We start from the raw sequence: 16319 nt of genomic DNA, 5'->3' as shown, positions 1-16319 counted from the left end.
TCAGCGGTCAGATCAGCAGGACTGCGTTTCCATCCCCAGCAGATAGTCTATAAACTGCTGAGCTGTCCGCCCGGACATGCCGCCGTGGTTCAGCTCCCAGCGGTTGGCTTCCAGAAGGAGCTTTTCTTCGTCCATCTCTATGCCGTTTCTCTTTGCCAGCTGACGGACGATCTCCTGGAATTCCTTCTTGGCCGGTTTTCCAAAATATATGGTGACACCGAACCTTGCCACAAGGGAAAGTTTCTCCTGCACCGTGTCGTTTGTGTGCAGCTCTTCGTCTCTCTCCTCCTTATCCCGGAAGCTCTCCCGGATCAGATGGCGGCGGTTGGAGGTGGAGTAGATGAGCACATTGTCCGGCTTTCTCTCCAGTCCGCCCTCGATGACCGCCTTCAGGTATTTGTATTCGATTTCAAACTCCTCGAAGGAGAGGTCGTCCATGTAGATGATAAATTTATAGTTCCGGTTCTTGATCTGGGCGATGACATCGTTGAGGTCCTGGAACTGATGCTTGTACACCTCGATCATCCTAAGGCCCTGGTCGTAATATTTATTGAGGATAGCCTTGATGGAGGAGGATTTCCCGGTCCCCGCGTCCCCGAAGAGAAGGCAGTTGTTGGCCCGGCGCCCCTTCACAAAGGCCTCTGTGTTGTCAATGAGTTTTTTCTTGGCGCTCTCATACCCCACCAGCTCGTCAAGCTGTACATGGGCGATCTTTGTGATAGGCACAATGTGGACGCCCTCCTCGTCGTGGGCCACCCGGAAAGCCTTGTGAAGGCCCAGCTTGCCTACGCCGAACTCCTTGTAGAACTGGGTCACGGAAGCCTTGAACTCCTCCGCGTCCTTTGTCTGCCCCAGGCTTTTTGCCAGGGCGCAGATCCGGTCCCGGATGCGGCCGTTGAACACACTGCCGTGTGTGCCCGATCCTGTGTAGTCCAGGATCATGGAGACGCAGTCCACGCCAAGGCTCGCCTCCATCGCCGAGAAGTCGTAGTCAAACAGCTCCTTGAAGATAGCGAAGTCGTGGAGGGCCACCTTGTTGATGCTCCCCCCTGTCTCTCCCACGATCTCGCAGGAAGTGCTGTAGGCGTTCTCATCGTTTGCCAGGAGAAAGGTCAGGTAATCGTGCCAGAGATTTCCCTCAAAGCCGTGGTCCACACAGAGCTCCAGTATGCTGCCTGTGCACGCAAAGAGAAGGCTTTTCAGGTCCTCCTCGTTATAGTATTCATTGTCGTAGTTTTCCATCAGGAACGTCATGTCATTTAAGATCTGTTCCTGCTCCAGATTTTTATAGATGATCAGCTCATGTGTCCTCATATCGTTTCTCCCTCCGCATCAATAGTTTCCCAGTATCTTCAGGCTCTTGGACTCCTCCCGCAGGCCCCGGATAGCGTTCTTCACAGCGCCCTCCCCCATGTTTCCTTCAAAATCCACAAAGAAGCGGTACTCCCAGGTCCGTCCCTCCACCGGACGGGACTCGATCTTTGTCATATTCAGGTTATTGTAGGTAAAATGGGCCAGCAGGTGATAGAGAGAACCACTGGAGTGGTCCACCTCAAAGCAGATGCTGATCTTTTTCGCGTCCTTCAGGAAAATCTTCTGGTTCGTCACAATGATAAACCGGGTGGAGTTGTTGTCATTGTAGTTGATCTTCCGGTCCAGTATCTTCAGTCCGTATATCTGTGCCGCATGCTCACTGCAGATGGCCGCCTGAGTGATGTCCCCGTCCTCCAGTACTTTTTTTGCCGCCACCGCTGTGTTGGGAGCGCTGATCCGCTGCCATCCCGGCTGCTCATCCAGATATTTGGAGCTCTGCATCAGTGCCTGGGGATGGGAGTAGACCGTCTTTATCGTGTCCAGGGACGCTCCCTCCACGCTTGCGAGAGCATGGTCGATGGGGAGGATGATCTCTCCCACGATATAATTTTCAAATTCCACAAGCAGGTCATAGACCTCACTCACCACTCCCGCTGATGAATTTTCAATGGGGAGGACCGCAAAATCCGCAGAACCCTCCTCTATGGCCTCCATGGCGTCACGAAAGGTCTGCACATGGAAGCTGTTTATATCCTTTCCAAAATAAGCGTGCATGGCTGCCTGGGAGTAGGCGCCGTCTGTCCCCTGAAAGACGATCCGGGACTGCTCGTAATCCAGCTTGTCCACTCCGATAAAGGGCAGCCTTCCAAGCGCTCCCTTCTTAGTCAGCATCTGGTACTGCATTTTTCGGCTCTGAGACATGAGCTGCTCAAAGAGCTCCGTCAGGCCGAGGCGCAGGAAATCGTCCTCTACATTCCGGGTGATCCTGGCGAGCTGGTCCTTTTCCCGCTTTTTGTCAAACACTTTCTTTCCTGCATCTATCTTGATATCGCCGATCTTTTCGCACACCTGCACACGGCTCTTGTACAATTCCGCGATCTGGCTGTCGATCTGCGCCAGATGTTCTCTCAGTTCCTCTAATTCTGCCATTTCTTCTGTCTCCTTTTGCACACATACTAAAAGGTATTATAATACAAGTCCACGTCAAAATCCACGTCAGACGTTGAAAAACTTTGGCATTTATTATATGATGTAGGTACGGTGGATTGATCTAAAGGGAGGCGAACAGTATGAACACTATGGATTGCATTTTCAGCAGAAGAAGTATCCGCAAATTCAAGCCGGACCCTGTGGGGCACCAGCTTCTTGAGACAGTCATCCAGGCGGCATCCTATTCTCCTTCCTGGAAAAACAGTCAGATCACACGCTATATCGCTATCGAAGATTCTTCTATTCTCGCAAAAATTGCCGATGATTTCACCCCGTCATTCAACAGTCATATTATCCGTCAGGCACCGCTCCTCCTGGCTGTCACCTTTGTCAAAGGGCGCAGCGGCTTTGAGAGGGACGGCTCTTTCTCTACAAAGAAAGGGGACCGCTGGCAGATGTTTGATGTGGGAGCCGCCTGCCAGACCTTCTGTCTGGCTGCCCATGAAGCGGGCCTTGGCACGGTCATCATGGGGATTTTTGACGAGGACGGCATAGGAGAGCTTCTTGACATTCCCGCTGATCGTGAGCTTGGGGCACTGATCGCAGTGGGGTATCCGGACATTGCTCCCGAGGCGCCGAAGCGAAAGAGCGTGGACGAGCTTCTGACGTACCGTTAATTCTTTACCGTGCCATGAGAAGGGCACATAACACGAAGGAGGTTTTTATGAGACATTTAATGAGCCCACTGGACTTTTCAGTGGAAGAGCTGGATAAATTGCTGGACCTGGCAGAGGACATTGAGGCAGACCCGAAGAAATATGCCCACGCCTGCGACGGGAAAAAGCTTGCCACCCTGTTCTACGAGCCAAGCACGAGAACACGTTTAAGCCACGAGGCAGCTATGCTGAACCTGGGAGGCAGCATCATGGGATTTTCTTCCGCTGACTCCAGCTCCGCCGCCAAGGGAGAGAGCGTGTCTGACACCATCCGCACCATCTCCTGCTACGCGGACATCTGCGCCATGCGCCACCCCAAAGAGGGGGCTCCCATGGTTGCCTGCCAGCACTCTTCCATCCCGGTCATCAATGCGGGAGACGGAGGGCATCAGCATCCCACCCAGACACTGACGGACCTGATGACGATCCGCTCTCTGAAAGGGCATCTGGGCAATATGACCATCGGTCTGTGCGGAGACCTGAAATTCGGCCGCACAGTCCACTCCCTGATCCACGCCCTGGTGCGCTATCCGGGCATGAAATTTGTCCTCATCTCACCGGAGGAGCTGAGACTTCCGGGATATATCCGCCACGATGTGCTGGAGAAGAACCAGGTTCCCTACGAGGAGGTTGTCCGCCTGGAGGATGCTCTTCCTAATCTGGACCTGCTCTACATGACCCGTGTGCAGAAGGAGCGCTTCTTCAACGAGGAAGACTATGTGCGCATGAAGGACTTCTACATCCTGGATGCAAAGAAAATGAAACTGGCCAAGGATGACATGTACGTGCTCCATCCGCTGCCCCGCGTCAACGAGATCTCCACGGAGGTGGACTCCGACCCGAGAGCCGCCTATTTCAAACAGATGCAGTACGGTGTCTATGTCCGCATGGCTCTCATTTTGACATTGCTGGAAATTGAAGTGTAGGAGGAAGAAACATGGTTAAGAATACATTGAATGTCGGACGCATTTCCGAGGGCTTTGTGCTGGACCACATCCAGGCAGGCCGCAGTATGGACATCTACAAATATCTCCACCTGGACCAGCTGGACTGCTGCGTGGCCATCATCAAGAACGCCAAGAGCAGCAAGATGGGGAAGAAGGATATCATGAAGATCGAGTGTCCCATCGACTTTATGGATCTGGACATCCTGGGGTTCATTGACCACAACATCACCATCAACATCATCAAGGACGAGCAGATCATCGAGAAAAAAGCGCTTCATCTGCCCAAAAAGATAAAAAATGTCATCCGGTGCAAAAACCCCCGGTGTATCACTTCCATTGAGCAGGAGCTGGATCACGTATTCGTCCTGACTGACCCGGATAAAGAAATCTACCGGTGCATGTACTGCGAAGAAAAGTATGAGAGAAGGCCCAGATAGGAAGGACCTCAGATAGTATCAGACGATCCAGGGACAGATATGGCAGAAGCCGTATCTGTCCCTGTTTCCATTCTCCGTGTGTTTTCCATAAATTTCAGGCGTTTCAGGGATTGCCTGTCCCCCGGAAATGCTCCATCATGACAGGAAAATACTCCCTGCTGTACTCTCCCAGGGAATAGCTCCCCTTTCCGAGGCACCACTCTGTCACGAGAGCCCTCTCGCACATGGCGTAATATTTCACCACCGTTCGGATAGACACATCCCCGCGGATCTCTCCCCTCTTCTGCCCCTCCTCCACGATCCCGGATATCAGCTTGTAGTATTTCCGGTTCTCATTCAGGAGCTGGCTCTCTCCCTGGGCCACAAGCTGGGTGGAGTACAGGGAAGCCAGCAGCTCCATGCTGATATTCTCCTCCATCATGGCGTGCATTTCCCTGTTCAGATAGAGGAGCTTCTCAAAGCAGTCCTCGCCGGGATCCAGCTTGTCCTCCAGTTCCCCGTAGTAGTCATCCAGCATCTCCGCCAGTGTGTTCAGCAGCTCATCCTTGGCGCTGAAATAGTAGTAAAAGGAACCCTTGGACGTTCCGGACCTTTCTATGATGTCATCCACTGTCGTCCCGCCAAAGCCCTTGTCCCGGAACAGCTCCCAGGCAGCCGAGATGATCCTGCTCTTTACACTCTTCTTTTCTTCTGTCTTCTCCATTATCTTGTCCCTCTGTCCTTTTTAGTTGATATGCTTCTTATATTTTAGCACAAAAAAGGACAGAGGAAAACGAAAACCTCTGTCCCTGTATCCCTGTTTACTTTTAAAGACTTTTAGATATCTCCTCGCATTTTTTCATCGCCTCGATGACAGCGCTCCTGAAGCCTTTTTCCTCCAGTACCCGAACGGACTCGATGGTCGTCCCGGCCGGTGAGCACACCATATCCTTCAGCTCTCCCGGATGCCTGCCGGTCTCAAGCACCATCTTCGCGCTTCCCAGCACTGCCTGTGCGGCGAATTTATACGCTTGATTTCTCGGAATACCGCCGGATACAGCTGCGTCTGCCATGGCCTCGATCAGCATGAACACATAGGCCGGTGAGCTTCCGCTGACTGCCACGACCGCATCCATCATGTGCTCGGGGACCAGTTCCGCTTTTCCAAAGCCATTTAAAATGGACAGCGCCTTCTCCATATCCCCGTCTGTCACATAAGCGTTTTTGCAGGCTCCTGTCATTCCCTCTCCCACCATGGCAGGCGTGTTTGGCATGGTGCGCACGATCTTCACCGGCTTCTGGAACTGCTCCGCCAGCCAGGCAAGAGTCTTTCCCGGCGCGATGGTGATGATCAGATGACTGTCCGTCACACTGTCTCTGATACCCGCGATCACGTCCGCATAAAACTGGGGCTTTACAGAGAGGATGACAACCTCCGCATTTTTTACGACCTCATTGTTGTCCCCGGTCACACGGATACCGTACTTTTCTTTTACTCTCTCCCGCCCTGGCGCAAAGGGGTCTGCTCCAATAATCTCCTCCGGCGCCGCAATGTGATTTTCAATGATTCCGCCCATCATGGCTGTGGCCATATTTCCCGTTCCGATAAATCCAAGTTTCATCTGCTTATCCTCCTCTTTTTTGTATACATTTTTATATTTTGTATACAACTTTGTTTATAATATACCATCCGTCCTTCTTCCTGTCAAGAAAAAGAGGTATTGCCTGCCGCTTTTTTTCACGTTATAATTTGTATACAAATTTATCTTCATACGCAAGGAGTGTGTTTCATGCCGCAGAAAGAAAAGAATGTCTCTCTCGCCGACCAGGCCTATGAGACGATCAAGACAAATATCCTGAATATGACCTACCCTCCGGGCATGACTCTGACAGAGAGCCGGCTGGCCCGGGACCTGGGCATGAGCCGCAGCCCTGTCCGCACAGCCATCCGGATGCTGCAGACAGAGGGACTCATCGTCACGGACTACTACAAATCCATGACTGTAAAAGAGATAACGGAAAAGGACATCCGGGAGATCTACCAACTGCGGGAGCTGCTGGAGGGCGCCGCCTTCCGCCTCATCTTCACCTCCGGCAAGAACGAAGAGTACTCCTACCGCATCGAGGAGAAGGTGGTCCGCATGTGCGCCGCAGCCTCCGACACTTACGCCTGGGAGGTAGCCGACACAGCCATGCACATGGAAATCATCAGCATTCTGGAAAACAGCCGCGTTGACAGGATATATGAGAACAACCTGTCCGAGCTGATCCGCATGGGCCAGTTCTCTGTCAGGAACGGCATGGACATAGACCGCACCAATGAAAACCTGAAAAGGATGGTGGAGCTCATGCGCGCCGGGGATTACGAGAACGCCTACGCCATCCTCCGGGACGACCACTTTACAACCGGCATGGACTGTTCCCTTCAGGAATATCTTTAAAGAAATGCGCCTGGCCGCTGTGGTCCAGGCGCTGCTTTGTCATTCTATTTACTGAAAGGACTGCTCCGTGCGGTTGATGATCTCATCCTGGAGCGGTTTGTCCAGGTTGCGGAAGAAATCGCTGTATCCGGCCACGCGGACGATCAGGTCCTTGTAGTCCTCCGGATGCTTCTGGGCGTTGATGAGTGTCTGACGGTCCACCACGTTAAACTGGATATGGTGTCCGTCCATCGCAAAGTAGGACCGTATCAGGCTGGCCATGTTGTTCAGCCCTTCCTCTCCCGCCACCACATCAGGCGTGAACTTCTGGTTCAGAAGTGTGCCGGCAGTCGCCAGATGGTCCATCTTGGAGCAGGATTTGATCACAGCTGTGGGACCGTTTGTGTCTGCGGATTTCTCCGGCGAAATCCCCTCTGAAACAGGCTGATGGGCCTTTCTTCCATTTGGCGTTGCCAGAATCACGTCTCCGAAGTACACGTGGCAGGTGGTAGGCAGCATATCCACACCGTACTTTCCGCCCTTCATGTTCGGGCGCCCCGTGATGGTGCTCCTGTAGAGTTCAAACACATCCTGCATGATACCGTCCGCATAATCATCGTCATTGCCATATTTCGGCGTCCTGTCATGGACCATGCGGTAGATGGCGTCATATCCCTCATAGTTGTGCTCCATGGCATCGATCAGCTCTTCCATGGTAAAGTTTTTCTTGTCATAGACATTGTATTTTACAGCTGTCAGGCAGTCTGTCACCGTTCCGATGCCCACACCCTGGATATAGTTTGTGTTGTATCTGGCGCCGCCTGCATTGTAGTCCTTTGCGTTGGATATACAGTCGTTTGTCACCACAGACAGACAGGGAGCTGGCATCTCCTTCGCATACAGCTTCTCTATCACATTATTTCCGCGTATCTTCACGTCAACAATATACTCCAGCTGCTTCCTGAAGGCATCCCAGAGCTCATCGTACGTCTTGAAATCCTTCGCATACCCCAGCTTGAGTCCGATCTGCTTTCCGCTGTACTGGTCAAATCCATTGAACAGTGTGAGCTGGAATACCTTGGGGATGTTCAGGTATCCTGTCAGGATGTATGCCTCGCTTCCCCACGCGCCTGTCTCCACACACCCCGAGGAGCCGCCCCTTCTGGCGTCCTCTAGCTTTTTGCCGGCATTGACCAGCTCCATGATCTGGGCCTCCGTGTTGTAGAAGGCAGGCTGCCCCCAGCCCTTCCTTGAAATCTCGCAGGCTCTCTTCAGGAATTTAGCGGGCGTCTTCTTGCTGATGGTCACGTTGGAGTTAGGCTGCACCAACTTCATCTCATCCATGCAGTCCAGGATCAGGTAGCTGACATTGTTCACCCCGTTGCGCCCGTCCGGCGTCACTCCGCCTGTGTTGATATTGGCAAAATCGGTGTAAGTGGCGCTCTCCTTCAGCGTGATGCCCACCTTTACAGGCGCCGGCTGGTTGTAGAATTTCACCCACAGGCACTCCAGCAGCTCCAGTGCCTTTTCATCGTCCAGGATGCCGGCCTCCACATCCCTCTCATAGTAGGGATACAGGTGCTGGTCCAGTCTTCCCGGACTGAAAGCGTCCCAGGGGTTCAGCTCTGTGGTGACTGCAAGGTGGGTGAACCAGTAGAGCTGGATTGCCTGCCAGTAGGTCTGAGGCCTGTGCGCAGGTACGACCTCCAGGTTGGCAGCAATCTGAAGGAGCTCGGACTTCCTCGTCTCGTCCGCTTCCTTTTCCGCCATCTCAAGAGCCAGGCTGTGGTAGCGCTCGCCCAGGATGATGACAGCGTCACAGGCAATGTCCATAGCCTTCAGCTCCTCGCATTTATCCACAGCATCCGGATCGTTCATGTAGTCCAGGCCGTCCATTGTCTTTTTGATCTTCTCTTTATACTCCATATAGCCGGTAGTGAACACCTGCTCGCCGCCGCAGGTGTGCCCCGGGCCTCTCTGCTCCATAAACTCGGTGAACATGCCCGCCTCGTAGCAGTCATGCCACTCCGGTGTCATCCTGGAGAGGAGCTTCTCTCTCATGCTGCGCCCCGTCCAGTAGGGGATGATCTCCTCCCTCTGGAGCTTTCTATCCTCCTCCGTTGTCTTGAAGGACACAAGCTCCCTCTCGCTCATGACAACCATATCCTCCTCACTGTGGCAGCACAGCTCCGGGAATGTGGGGGACGCCTGGGGGTCCTTGCCCTTCTCCCCGACGATCAGCTCCCCGTCCCCGAGATACAGCGTCTTCTTGGAAAAATATTCCTTCAGCGTCATGGCCCTCATGACCGGTATGGAATATTTTCCATCATTCTCCTTGTAAAAATCCGTCTCGATCTTCGCCCTCTCCAGATCAATGTGTACAGGCGTGTTCACACTGATTTCTCTGAGCTTCTGGATCCTCTCATTCATACCCCGCAGTTTTGCCATTTTCTTACCCTCCTATTTTCGTGTTTTTGAAACCTGCATCAACGAAAAGAGCGGCCAGCGCCTCCATCTCTTCTCTTTCCGGCGCGTGCAGGTCGGTGCCTTTATATTCCATATCCAGCTTTCTGTACTTACCGCTCCCCGTATCGTGGTAGGGCAGCAGATTGACCTGTGCCGGATGGATATCGTATTCCTGGAGAAACGCGATGGTCTCCCTCATGTTCTGTTCATTCCCATTTACTTCCTTCACTGTGGGAATGCGGATGTAAATCCTCGCCCCGTCCCGCGCAAGGCGGACCAGATTGTCAAGGATAAGACTGTTGTCCGTACCGATATATTTTTTATGGAGCTCCGGATCCATCACCTTCACATCGTAGAGGAAGGTGTCCACATAGGGAAGGAGCATCTGAAATCTCTCATAAGGTACATAGCCGCAGGTGTCTATGGTGAGGGTCACGCCCTGCTTCTTCAGCTCTCTGGCCACTGCAAGGACAAAATCCATATCCATGGCCATGACCTCTCCGCCGGAAAAGGTCACCCCGCCGCCGGACTCCTCGTAGAACATCTGGTCCTTCATCAGCTCCCTCACCAGCTCTCTGACGGGATACTCCTGCCCCACGATCTCCCGGAGCCCTGCCGGGCAGAAATTCACGCATTTCCCGCAGAGCGTGCAAGCCGCCGCATCGAGGACAGGCTGCCCGTCCTCCATATGTACCGCGCCCGCCGGACAGACCGCCTGACAGGTGCCGCACCCTGTGCATTTTTCCCGGTCTACCTGCATCTCTCTTTCAAACCGCTGAGTCTCCGGGTTATGGCACCATTCACATTTCAGCGGACATCCCTTAAAAAACACGGTAGTCCGTATCCCGTCACCGTCATGAATGGAAAACTTTTGTATGTTGGTTATATTTTTCATCGCATTCTCCTGTACATGCTTCCACAGTCTAAACTATCGTTTGAACTATAGTCTAATCTTTGATTTAAATATATCGTGTTGTTATATTTTTGTCAATCGGCATCTTTTCCATAATCCAGCGGCAAATTTTGTGAAATTTGTATCATAGTGTATTGTATATTTTGTACAAAAAAAGACTGCCAATGCAGTCTTTTTTCGCATGTTCATACACATTTGCACACCAGTTATATGAATTCGGGACGTAATACTTTTTAAAAGTATTACGTCCCGAATTCACAATTGTCGTAATTGTGTGAAACCAGGCATGACGATAAGCCGGGTTATGTCGTTGGGTGATCATCTATCTAGGCCTGCCGTCGCCGGCAGGCTCGAGCGACCAACCTGAGACGCGGCGGGCCGCCGCATTGTCTCGTTCCGGTCTTGCTTCGGATGGGGTTTACATGTGCCCCTCCTGTTACCAGGAGGGCGGTAGTCTCTTACACTGCCCTTCCACCCTTACCGGGAAGATCCCGGCGGTACATTTCTGTTGCACTGGCCTTGGAGTTGCCTCCACCGGACGTTATCCGGCATCCTGCCCTGTGAAGCCCGGACTTTCCTCACCTGCTGCCTTTCGGCGTGCGCAGCCGCGATCACCTGTCATACCTGGTCTCACGGATTTCGATTTTATCACAATTATGAGTTTATGGCAAGCCCCGCATCTTCGATCAGGTCCTCCCCGTCTGCTGCCGTGGTGGCAAGGGTGTCACACCTCTCGTTCTGCGGATGGCCGTCATGGCCCTTCACCCAGATAAACCGGACCTGGTGCGGCTCTTTGGCCCGGAGAAGTCGCTGCCAGAGGTCTACATTCTTCACCGGCTCATTCCTCCCCCTCTTCCAGCCCTTTTTCAGCCAGCCGCCGATCCAGTTCTGATTGAAGGCATCCACCACATACTTGGAGTCTGAGTAGAGCTCCACGCTGCAGGGCCTGTTCAGCGCCTCCAGCGCGGCGATCACCGCCATCAGCTCCATCCGGTTGTTGGTGGTCTTCTTATATCCCTGGGACAGCTCCTTTGTGTGGAGCTGCCCCTTTGTGTCCACATATTCAAGGACGGCCCCGTAGCCCCCCGGTCCGTCCGGATTGCCCCTTGCCGCCCCGTCTGTATAGATTTTTACCAGCATAAATTTTTCAAGCTCCCGTGTCAGATTTCATCAAATATAAAGACCTGGCCCTCCCCTGTGATGCGGGCCACTCTGTCCCTGTAGCCAGCCGTTGTCTCCTCCATCAGCCGATCGCACAGGCCGTACTGACCCTGCATGTGCATGGGGAACACGATATCCGTGTCTGTGTGGCGCATAAACCAGTCCAATCCCCAGTAATACTCCTTCCCCAGCCTCGGGTCCAAAGGGACAAAGGCTGCGTCAATGTGCAGCCCCTCCAGCTTCCCGATTTCCCTCTGGTAGTCTTCTTTCATGAGCTGGTTGTACCTGTCGGTCTCCTCCTCCCAGTGCCACCAGTTCAGGTCCCCCGCATGGTAGATGGTCCGCCCCTCTGCCTTCACCACAAAGGCCACGCCCTCATCTGTAGACTCCAGGGTCTCTATAAAAAGCGCTCCCTCTCCTTCTCCGATCCGCAGGCTCTCCCCCGGTCCGACAAAGAGGATGTCCCCCTTTGGTGCGTAGGAGGGGACAGCCTCCTTTACATCGCCGGACAGGATGTAGGTAATGCGTGGAAGCCCTTCCGACCACCGGAAGATGGACCTCTGGTAGTGATCATAATGTCTGTGGCTCACAAAGACGTACACATCCCTGTCACGGCCAAAAGCGGGCAGCTCACCTCTGTAATAATCAAAGATCAGGACCTTTTTCCCAAGCTCCACTGCAAATCCGCTGTGCTGGATATAAGTAACCTTCATACTCATTGCAAAATTACTCCTGGGGTGCCTTCTGGATCACTTCCACCGCGTGGGTGATCTCCGGAAGCAGATATTCAAGGCACTGCTTAACAGCCCCTGCTTTTCCGGGAAGATTAACGATCAGGACATCTCCCCTGATCCCGGCAGCGCTCCTGTTGAGCATGGATCTCTTTGTCAGCTTCATCGTGTACGCGCGCATGGCCTCCGGTATACCAAGGACCGGCCGCTCCACCACATCCATGGTGGCCTCCGGCGTGCAGTCTCCGGCATTGCAGCCCGCTCCGCCTGTTGTCAGGATCAGGTCGGTCAGATGTCCGTCCGCCATCCTCTGCATAACAGTGGAGAGGACAGTCCTGTCACAGGGAAGGGCTTTCTGGAACACGATCGTGTGTCCCGCCTGCTCGATCAGCTTCTTTATCACTTTTCCTGCGGCATCTTCCTCTTTTTCTCTGTATACTGCCGTATTCGCTGTTATAATCGCAACTCTCATCTTGTACCTCCATAAACCATTCTTTTGTACACAGGCTTTCCATGATACAACAGAAGTTCCTGCCTGTCTCTTTTATTTGATGCGTTCACCGATGCCGGCCGTCACCCGGTACACCTTGTCTGCCATGTCCGCCAGATAGCACCCTACCCGGCCAACCTGTTCCCTAAGGATCCGGTCCTCCGCTTTCCCTGGAGTCATACCGCATCCCATTTCACTCATAATAATAACAACTTCCGGGTTCATTTGCAACATGGCCTCTGTCTGTTCCACCGGGTCCTTGCCCTCTTTTACATATTTTTCCACGGAAAACTGATAGGCAGGCATAAGGATGCGATCCGGAAACTGCTCCTTTGCAAAGGCCACCTTGCCCTGACAGCTTCCGCCTGTTATGAAAATCATGTCTTACCACCAACCTTTCTTTTCATCCCGCTGTTTTCTCCAGATGGGGATGCCGTAGACCACTTCCACGAAAAGATCCGCCTCTTTCGCCAGCGTCTGGTTGATCTGTCCGAGACATTCCAGGAATTTCCGCTCCTCATCTGTCCCCGGCACATCAGAAAACACCTGGTTTGTCACAACGATCAGATTGTCCGTCTGCTCCCCCAGCGCATGGATTTCTGAAAGGATTTCCTCCACGATCTGCTGCTGGGGAAGGATCTCCCCCTGGTATGCCCGGATCTTTTCTGTCAGCGTCTCCGCCACACAGTCCAGCACAACGGTGGACTGCTCTTTATCCATTTTCCCCGCAAATTCCTGCGCGATCCAGGACTTTCCGCTTGCGCTTCCGCCTGTGATCAGCAAAAACATACCACTCCACCTCTTCTGCACTTTCTGTTTACTGTTTCTCTACAACCTCGCCCTGCTTCTTGTAAATGCTCCCCGCCGGGACAAAGCCTCTCACAGAGGAGAGCGGATAGATGTTGCTGTGGCTTCCCACCACGCTGCCCGGGTTCAGGACTGTGCCGCAGCCAACCTCCACTTCGTCGCCTAGCATGGCGCCGAATTTCTTAAGCCCGGTCTCCATATTTCCCTCCGGTGTCTTCACCACCACCAATTTTTTATCTGACTTTACATTGGAAGTGATGGAGCCGGCGCCCATGTGTGCCTTGTATCCCAGGATAGAATCGCCCACATAGTTGTAGTGGGGCACCTGTACTTTGTTAAAGAGGATCACGTTTTTCAGCTCTGTGGAATTTCCAACCACAGCCCCCTCGCCCACGATGGCGTTACCCCGGATGAAGGCGCAGTGGCGCACCTCTGCGTCCTTTCCGATGATGGCAGGCCCGTGGATGTAGGCGGATTCAAATACTTTTGCGGATTTTGCGATCCAGACATCCTCTCCCACCTTGTCGTACTCGTCTTCGGGAAGGCTCTTGCCAAGCTCCAGGATAAAGTCCTTGATCTTCGGCAGCACCTCCCAGGGATAGGTAGCTCCCTCGAAAATGTCCTTCGCGATGGTCTCGTCCAGTGTATAGAGTTCTTTGATGGTCAGTTCTTTCATTTTTTCTTCGCTCCATTTCCGCCTTCCGGCTTTTTATTTTTTGTTTTATAAAATGCAGCTGCTCTGTCGTAGCAGCTTCTTAACTGATACTGGTTGTTAAGCCCCAGGACTCCGTCTGTCCTTGTCTTAATAAAATGCTCCAGCTTCTCCATGTATTCCTCCGATGTGATCTCTCCTTCCGCCACATAGTTCAGCCCTTTCTCCCAGCTGGCTGTCAGCTCCGGGTTGAGGAGAGAGCGGATGGAGTGGTCTACCACGTCGTAGATCATCTCCCCCTGGAGGGTGGGGGTCACGATCTGGGTCTTCTTATTAAGCGCCAGATACTTGTTGTTAAACAGTTTTTTCAGTATCTCGCCTCTCGTGGCACTGGTGCCGATGCCGCAACTTTTGATCTGTTCCCGCAGCTCCTCGTCCTCAATGAGCTGTCCGGCATTCTCCATGGCCAGGATGAGAGACCCGGAATTGTACCGCTTGGGCGGGGAAGTCTTTCCCTCCTTGATGTCCAGGGAGGACACTGGAAGGGTCATGCCTTTTTTCAGGCTCTTCACCGCTGCAAAGAGAGCTGCCGGATCATCCTTTCCGGAGTCAGCGCTGTCGTTTGGCTCCCCGGCTGTCTCCTCCTGCTTTCCTCTTTTCTGTCCCGGGATACCCGCCACTTTCAGGTACCCTTCTTCCGCCAGCACGCGGAAGCTGGAAAAAAACTGCTCCTCCCTCATGCTTGTTACAATGGATACCTTCTGGTACACAGCCGCAGGATAAAAAATGCTGAGGAATCTGCGCACAATTACATCATACACTTCTTTTGCCGTGTGCGCCACACTGTTCAGCGCAGAGAGCCCCTGCCCGGTGGGAATGATGGCATAGTGGTCTGTGATCTGCTTGTCATTGACGTACCGGGTCTTTGCCAGTCCCTTGTGGGTGCCCATGGAGGCGATCTCATTTAAAAAGGGAACCGCCGGGCTGTATTTCATCAGTCCGTTGAGATTTTTGCTGATCTCCTTTGCCACCGCGGTGGAGAGCACCCTGGCATCTGTCCTTGGATAGGTGACCAGCTTCTTCTCGTACAGCTCCTGCACAATGCGCAGGGTCTCATCCGGGCTGATCTTGAACCTTTTGGAACACTCGTTCTGCAGCTCCGCCAGATTATAGAGAAGAGGCGGATTCTTTTTTTCCTTCTTTTTCTCAATAGAGAGGATCTTGCAGGTCAGCCTGTCATCTTCTCCGCGTAGATGGTCGATCAGTTCCTGGGCCTTCTCTTTCTCCTTAAATCCGTTTTCCTTGTAGAGGCAGGGGGAGGCAAAATACCTGGAGCCCTCCACCGCACGCCACTCTCCCTCAAACGTAAGCTCCGGGGATGGCCCCTGGGTCTCACCGCCTTCTCCGACAGGGATCGTGCTGACCACCCGGTAGAAGGGCGTCTCCACAAACTCCCGGATCTCCCGCTCCCTGCGCACCACCATACCCTGGACACAGGTCATGACCCGGCCCACGGAAATGACCGCATATTTAGTCCGCAGGTAGTTGGAAATGCTGTTTCCGTACTTTAAGGTGAGCAGGCGGGAGAAATTGATCCCCATCAGGTAGTCCTCCTTGGCCCGCAGGTAGGCGGAGGAAGACAGATTGTCGTAGGCGGACAGATTCTTTGCCTCCCGGATCCCCCGCAGGATCTCCTCCTCGGTCTGGGAGTCGATCCACACCCTGCGGCGCTCCTTTCCTTTCACGCCCGCCATCTGCTCCACAAGCCGGTAGATGTACTCTCCCTCCCGCCCGGAGTCGGTGCACACATAGATCGTCTCCACATCCTCCCGGTTAAGAAGGGAAGCCACGATGCGGTACTGTTTGGCCACCCCGGGAATCACTTCGTACTTGAATTCCCCCGGTAAAAACGGCAGAGTCTCCAGACTCCACCGCTTATATTTTTCATCGTAGGCCTCCGGATAGCTCATGGTCACCAGATGCCCCACGCACCAGGTCACCACCGCCTCCTCCGACTCCAGATAGCCGTCATGCCTGCCTGTCCGGAGGTGAAGGGCCCTGGCAAACTCCTGGGCCACGCTCGGTTTTTCTGCGATGTATAATGATTTTCCCATAAATGCTGTCTGATCTCCTGTTC

General features: G+C 53.3%; 17 protein-coding genes and 1 other RNA gene. 4 read left to right on the top strand and 14 right to left on the bottom strand.

Going from position 1 to position 16319, the window contains the following annotated elements; translation table 11 throughout:
* Positions 1–12 precede the first annotated feature (12 nt).
* Complete coding sequence (locus B5E62_RS01265; protein WP_087172939.1) at positions 13–1314, bottom strand: ATP-binding protein; 1302 nt, start codon at positions 1312–1314, stop codon at positions 13–15.
* An 18-nt stretch (positions 1315–1332) separates the two neighbouring features.
* Positions 1333–2463 carry a prephenate dehydratase gene (gene pheA, locus B5E62_RS01260; RefSeq protein WP_076777547.1) on the bottom strand — a complete coding sequence of 377 codons (1131 nt, stop codon included), beginning with the start codon at positions 2461–2463 and terminating at the stop codon, positions 1333–1335.
* A 140-nt stretch (positions 2464–2603) separates the two neighbouring features.
* On the opposite strand from pheA, the gene B5E62_RS01255 reads away from it, so the two are divergent.
* The 3 genes from B5E62_RS01255 to B5E62_RS01245 are packed head-to-tail and all read left to right on the top strand — an operon-like array spanning position 2604 to position 4563.
* Positions 2604–3140: a nitroreductase family protein gene (locus B5E62_RS01255; protein WP_087172938.1), complete on the top strand. Its 537-nt coding sequence runs from the start codon at positions 2604–2606 to the stop codon at positions 3138–3140.
* Between the two features lie 47 nt (positions 3141–3187).
* The gene (gene pyrB, locus B5E62_RS01250) at positions 3188–4105 is read left to right on the top strand and encodes an aspartate carbamoyltransferase (RefSeq protein ID WP_087172937.1); all 918 of its coding nucleotides are present in this window, start codon (positions 3188–3190) and stop codon (positions 4103–4105) included.
* Positions 4106–4116: 11 nt separating this feature from the next.
* Positions 4117–4563: an aspartate carbamoyltransferase regulatory subunit gene (locus tag B5E62_RS01245; RefSeq protein WP_087172936.1), complete on the top strand. Its 447-nt coding sequence runs from the start codon at positions 4117–4119 to the stop codon at positions 4561–4563.
* A 103-nt stretch (positions 4564–4666) separates the two neighbouring features.
* On the opposite strand, the gene B5E62_RS01240 is transcribed toward B5E62_RS01245, so the two are convergent.
* Both B5E62_RS01240 and proC read right to left on the bottom strand, forming a co-directional pair.
* The gene (locus B5E62_RS01240) at positions 4667–5266 is read right to left on the bottom strand and encodes a TetR/AcrR family transcriptional regulator (RefSeq protein WP_076777551.1); all 600 of its coding nucleotides are present in this window, start codon (positions 5264–5266) and stop codon (positions 4667–4669) included.
* A 103-nt stretch (positions 5267–5369) separates the two neighbouring features.
* Positions 5370–6164, bottom strand: a complete 795-nt coding sequence (proC, locus tag B5E62_RS01235; RefSeq protein ID WP_087173031.1) for a pyrroline-5-carboxylate reductase — start codon at positions 6162–6164, stop codon at positions 5370–5372.
* A 168-nt stretch (positions 6165–6332) separates the two neighbouring features.
* Here proC and B5E62_RS01230 point away from each other — a divergent pair, with 168 nt between their 5' ends.
* Positions 6333–6983, top strand: a complete 651-nt coding sequence (locus B5E62_RS01230) for a GntR family transcriptional regulator (protein ID WP_087172935.1) — start codon at positions 6333–6335, stop codon at positions 6981–6983.
* 48 nt (positions 6984–7031) lie between these two features.
* On the opposite strand, the gene hypD is transcribed toward B5E62_RS01230, so the two are convergent.
* The 10 genes from hypD to B5E62_RS01180 form a co-directional block, all read right to left on the bottom strand.
* Entirely contained in the window at positions 7032–9410 is a 2379-nt protein-coding gene (gene hypD, locus B5E62_RS01225) for a trans-4-hydroxy-L-proline dehydratase (protein ID WP_076777554.1), read from the bottom strand.
* A 4-nt stretch (positions 9411–9414) separates the two neighbouring features.
* Positions 9415–10323: a trans-4-hydroxy-L-proline dehydratase activase gene (locus B5E62_RS01220; RefSeq protein ID WP_076777555.1), complete on the bottom strand. Its 909-nt coding sequence runs from the start codon at positions 10321–10323 to the stop codon at positions 9415–9417.
* A gap of 295 nt (positions 10324–10618) precedes the next feature.
* Positions 10619–10968, bottom strand: an RNA gene (rnpB, locus tag B5E62_RS01215) — RNase P RNA component class A.
* Between the two features lie 27 nt (positions 10969–10995).
* Positions 10996–11481: a ribonuclease HI gene (gene rnhA / locus B5E62_RS01210; RefSeq protein ID WP_087172934.1), complete on the bottom strand. Its 486-nt coding sequence runs from the start codon at positions 11479–11481 to the stop codon at positions 10996–10998.
* A gap of 20 nt (positions 11482–11501) precedes the next feature.
* Positions 11502–12221, bottom strand: coding sequence for an MBL fold metallo-hydrolase (locus B5E62_RS01205; protein WP_330397965.1), 720 nt, complete (start codon positions 12219–12221; stop codon positions 11502–11504).
* A 7-nt stretch (positions 12222–12228) separates the two neighbouring features.
* Positions 12229–12705: a MogA/MoaB family molybdenum cofactor biosynthesis protein gene (locus B5E62_RS01200; RefSeq protein ID WP_087172933.1), complete on the bottom strand. Its 477-nt coding sequence runs from the start codon at positions 12703–12705 to the stop codon at positions 12229–12231.
* 72 nt (positions 12706–12777) lie between these two features.
* Entirely contained in the window at positions 12778–13104 is a 327-nt protein-coding gene (locus B5E62_RS01195) for a bifunctional adenosylcobinamide kinase/adenosylcobinamide-phosphate guanylyltransferase (protein WP_076777558.1), read from the bottom strand.
* A 3-nt stretch (positions 13105–13107) separates the two neighbouring features.
* On the bottom strand, positions 13108–13512 hold the full coding sequence (locus B5E62_RS01190; protein WP_087172932.1) for a bifunctional adenosylcobinamide kinase/adenosylcobinamide-phosphate guanylyltransferase: 405 nt from the start codon (positions 13510–13512) through the stop codon (positions 13108–13110).
* Positions 13513–13540: 28 nt separating this feature from the next.
* On the bottom strand, positions 13541–14206 hold the full coding sequence (locus B5E62_RS01185; protein ID WP_087172931.1) for a UDP-N-acetylglucosamine pyrophosphorylase: 666 nt from the start codon (positions 14204–14206) through the stop codon (positions 13541–13543).
* Entirely contained in the window at positions 14203–16296 is a 2094-nt protein-coding gene (locus tag B5E62_RS01180) for a DNA topoisomerase (RefSeq protein WP_087172930.1), read from the bottom strand. The genes B5E62_RS01185 and B5E62_RS01180 overlap by 4 nt, the downstream gene beginning before the upstream one ends.
* Positions 16297–16319 lie beyond the last annotated feature (23 nt).

Source organism: Lachnoclostridium sp. An118 (assembly GCF_002160985.1).
In the GTDB taxonomy this organism is placed as follows: Bacteria; Bacillota; Clostridia; order Lachnospirales; family Lachnospiraceae; genus Claveliimonas; species Claveliimonas stercoravium.
This window is presented reverse-complemented; position numbering and strand designations above follow the sequence as displayed.

What these genes read in the sequence shown, in the direction of transcription:
- B5E62_RS01240 (WP_076777551.1), bottom strand. Translation starts at nt 5,266, where the DNA reads ATGGAGAAGACAGAAGAAAAGAAGAGTGTAAAGAGCAGGATCATCTCG.
- proC (WP_087173031.1), bottom strand. Translation starts at nt 6,164, where the DNA reads ATGAAACTTGGATTTATCGGAACGGGAAATATGGCCACAGCCATGATG.
- pyrB (WP_087172937.1), top strand. Translation starts at nt 3,188, where the DNA reads ATGAGACATTTAATGAGCCCACTGGACTTTTCAGTGGAAGAGCTGGAT.
- B5E62_RS01200 (WP_087172933.1), bottom strand. Translation starts at nt 12,705, where the DNA reads ATGAGAGTTGCGATTATAACAGCGAATACGGCAGTATACAGAGAAAAA.
- B5E62_RS01245 (WP_087172936.1), top strand. Translation starts at nt 4,117, where the DNA reads ATGGTTAAGAATACATTGAATGTCGGACGCATTTCCGAGGGCTTTGTG.
- rnhA (WP_087172934.1), bottom strand. Translation starts at nt 11,481, where the DNA reads ATGCTGGTAAAAATCTATACAGACGGGGCGGCAAGGGGCAATCCGGAC.
- hypD (WP_076777554.1), bottom strand. Translation starts at nt 9,410, where the DNA reads ATGGCAAAACTGCGGGGTATGAATGAGAGGATCCAGAAGCTCAGAGAA.
- pheA (WP_076777547.1), bottom strand. Translation starts at nt 2,463, where the DNA reads ATGGCAGAATTAGAGGAACTGAGAGAACATCTGGCGCAGATCGACAGC.
- B5E62_RS01255 (WP_087172938.1), top strand. Translation starts at nt 2,604, where the DNA reads ATGAACACTATGGATTGCATTTTCAGCAGAAGAAGTATCCGCAAATTC.
- B5E62_RS01220 (WP_076777555.1), bottom strand. Translation starts at nt 10,323, where the DNA reads ATGAAAAATATAACCAACATACAAAAGTTTTCCATTCATGACGGTGAC.
- B5E62_RS01230 (WP_087172935.1), top strand. Translation starts at nt 6,333, where the DNA reads ATGCCGCAGAAAGAAAAGAATGTCTCTCTCGCCGACCAGGCCTATGAG.
- B5E62_RS01190 (WP_087172932.1), bottom strand. Translation starts at nt 13,512, where the DNA reads ATGTTTTTGCTGATCACAGGCGGAAGCGCAAGCGGAAAGTCCTGGATC.
- B5E62_RS01265 (WP_087172939.1), bottom strand. Translation starts at nt 1,314, where the DNA reads ATGAGGACACATGAGCTGATCATCTATAAAAATCTGGAGCAGGAACAG.
- B5E62_RS01195 (WP_076777558.1), bottom strand. Translation starts at nt 13,104, where the DNA reads ATGATTTTCATAACAGGCGGAAGCTGTCAGGGCAAGGTGGCCTTTGCA.
- B5E62_RS01185 (WP_087172931.1), bottom strand. Translation starts at nt 14,206, where the DNA reads ATGAAAGAACTGACCATCAAAGAACTCTATACACTGGACGAGACCATC.
- B5E62_RS01205 (WP_330397965.1), bottom strand. Translation starts at nt 12,221, where the DNA reads ATGAGTATGAAGGTTACTTATATCCAGCACAGCGGATTTGCAGTGGAG.
- B5E62_RS01180 (WP_087172930.1), bottom strand. Translation starts at nt 16,296, where the DNA reads ATGGGAAAATCATTATACATCGCAGAAAAACCGAGCGTGGCCCAGGAG.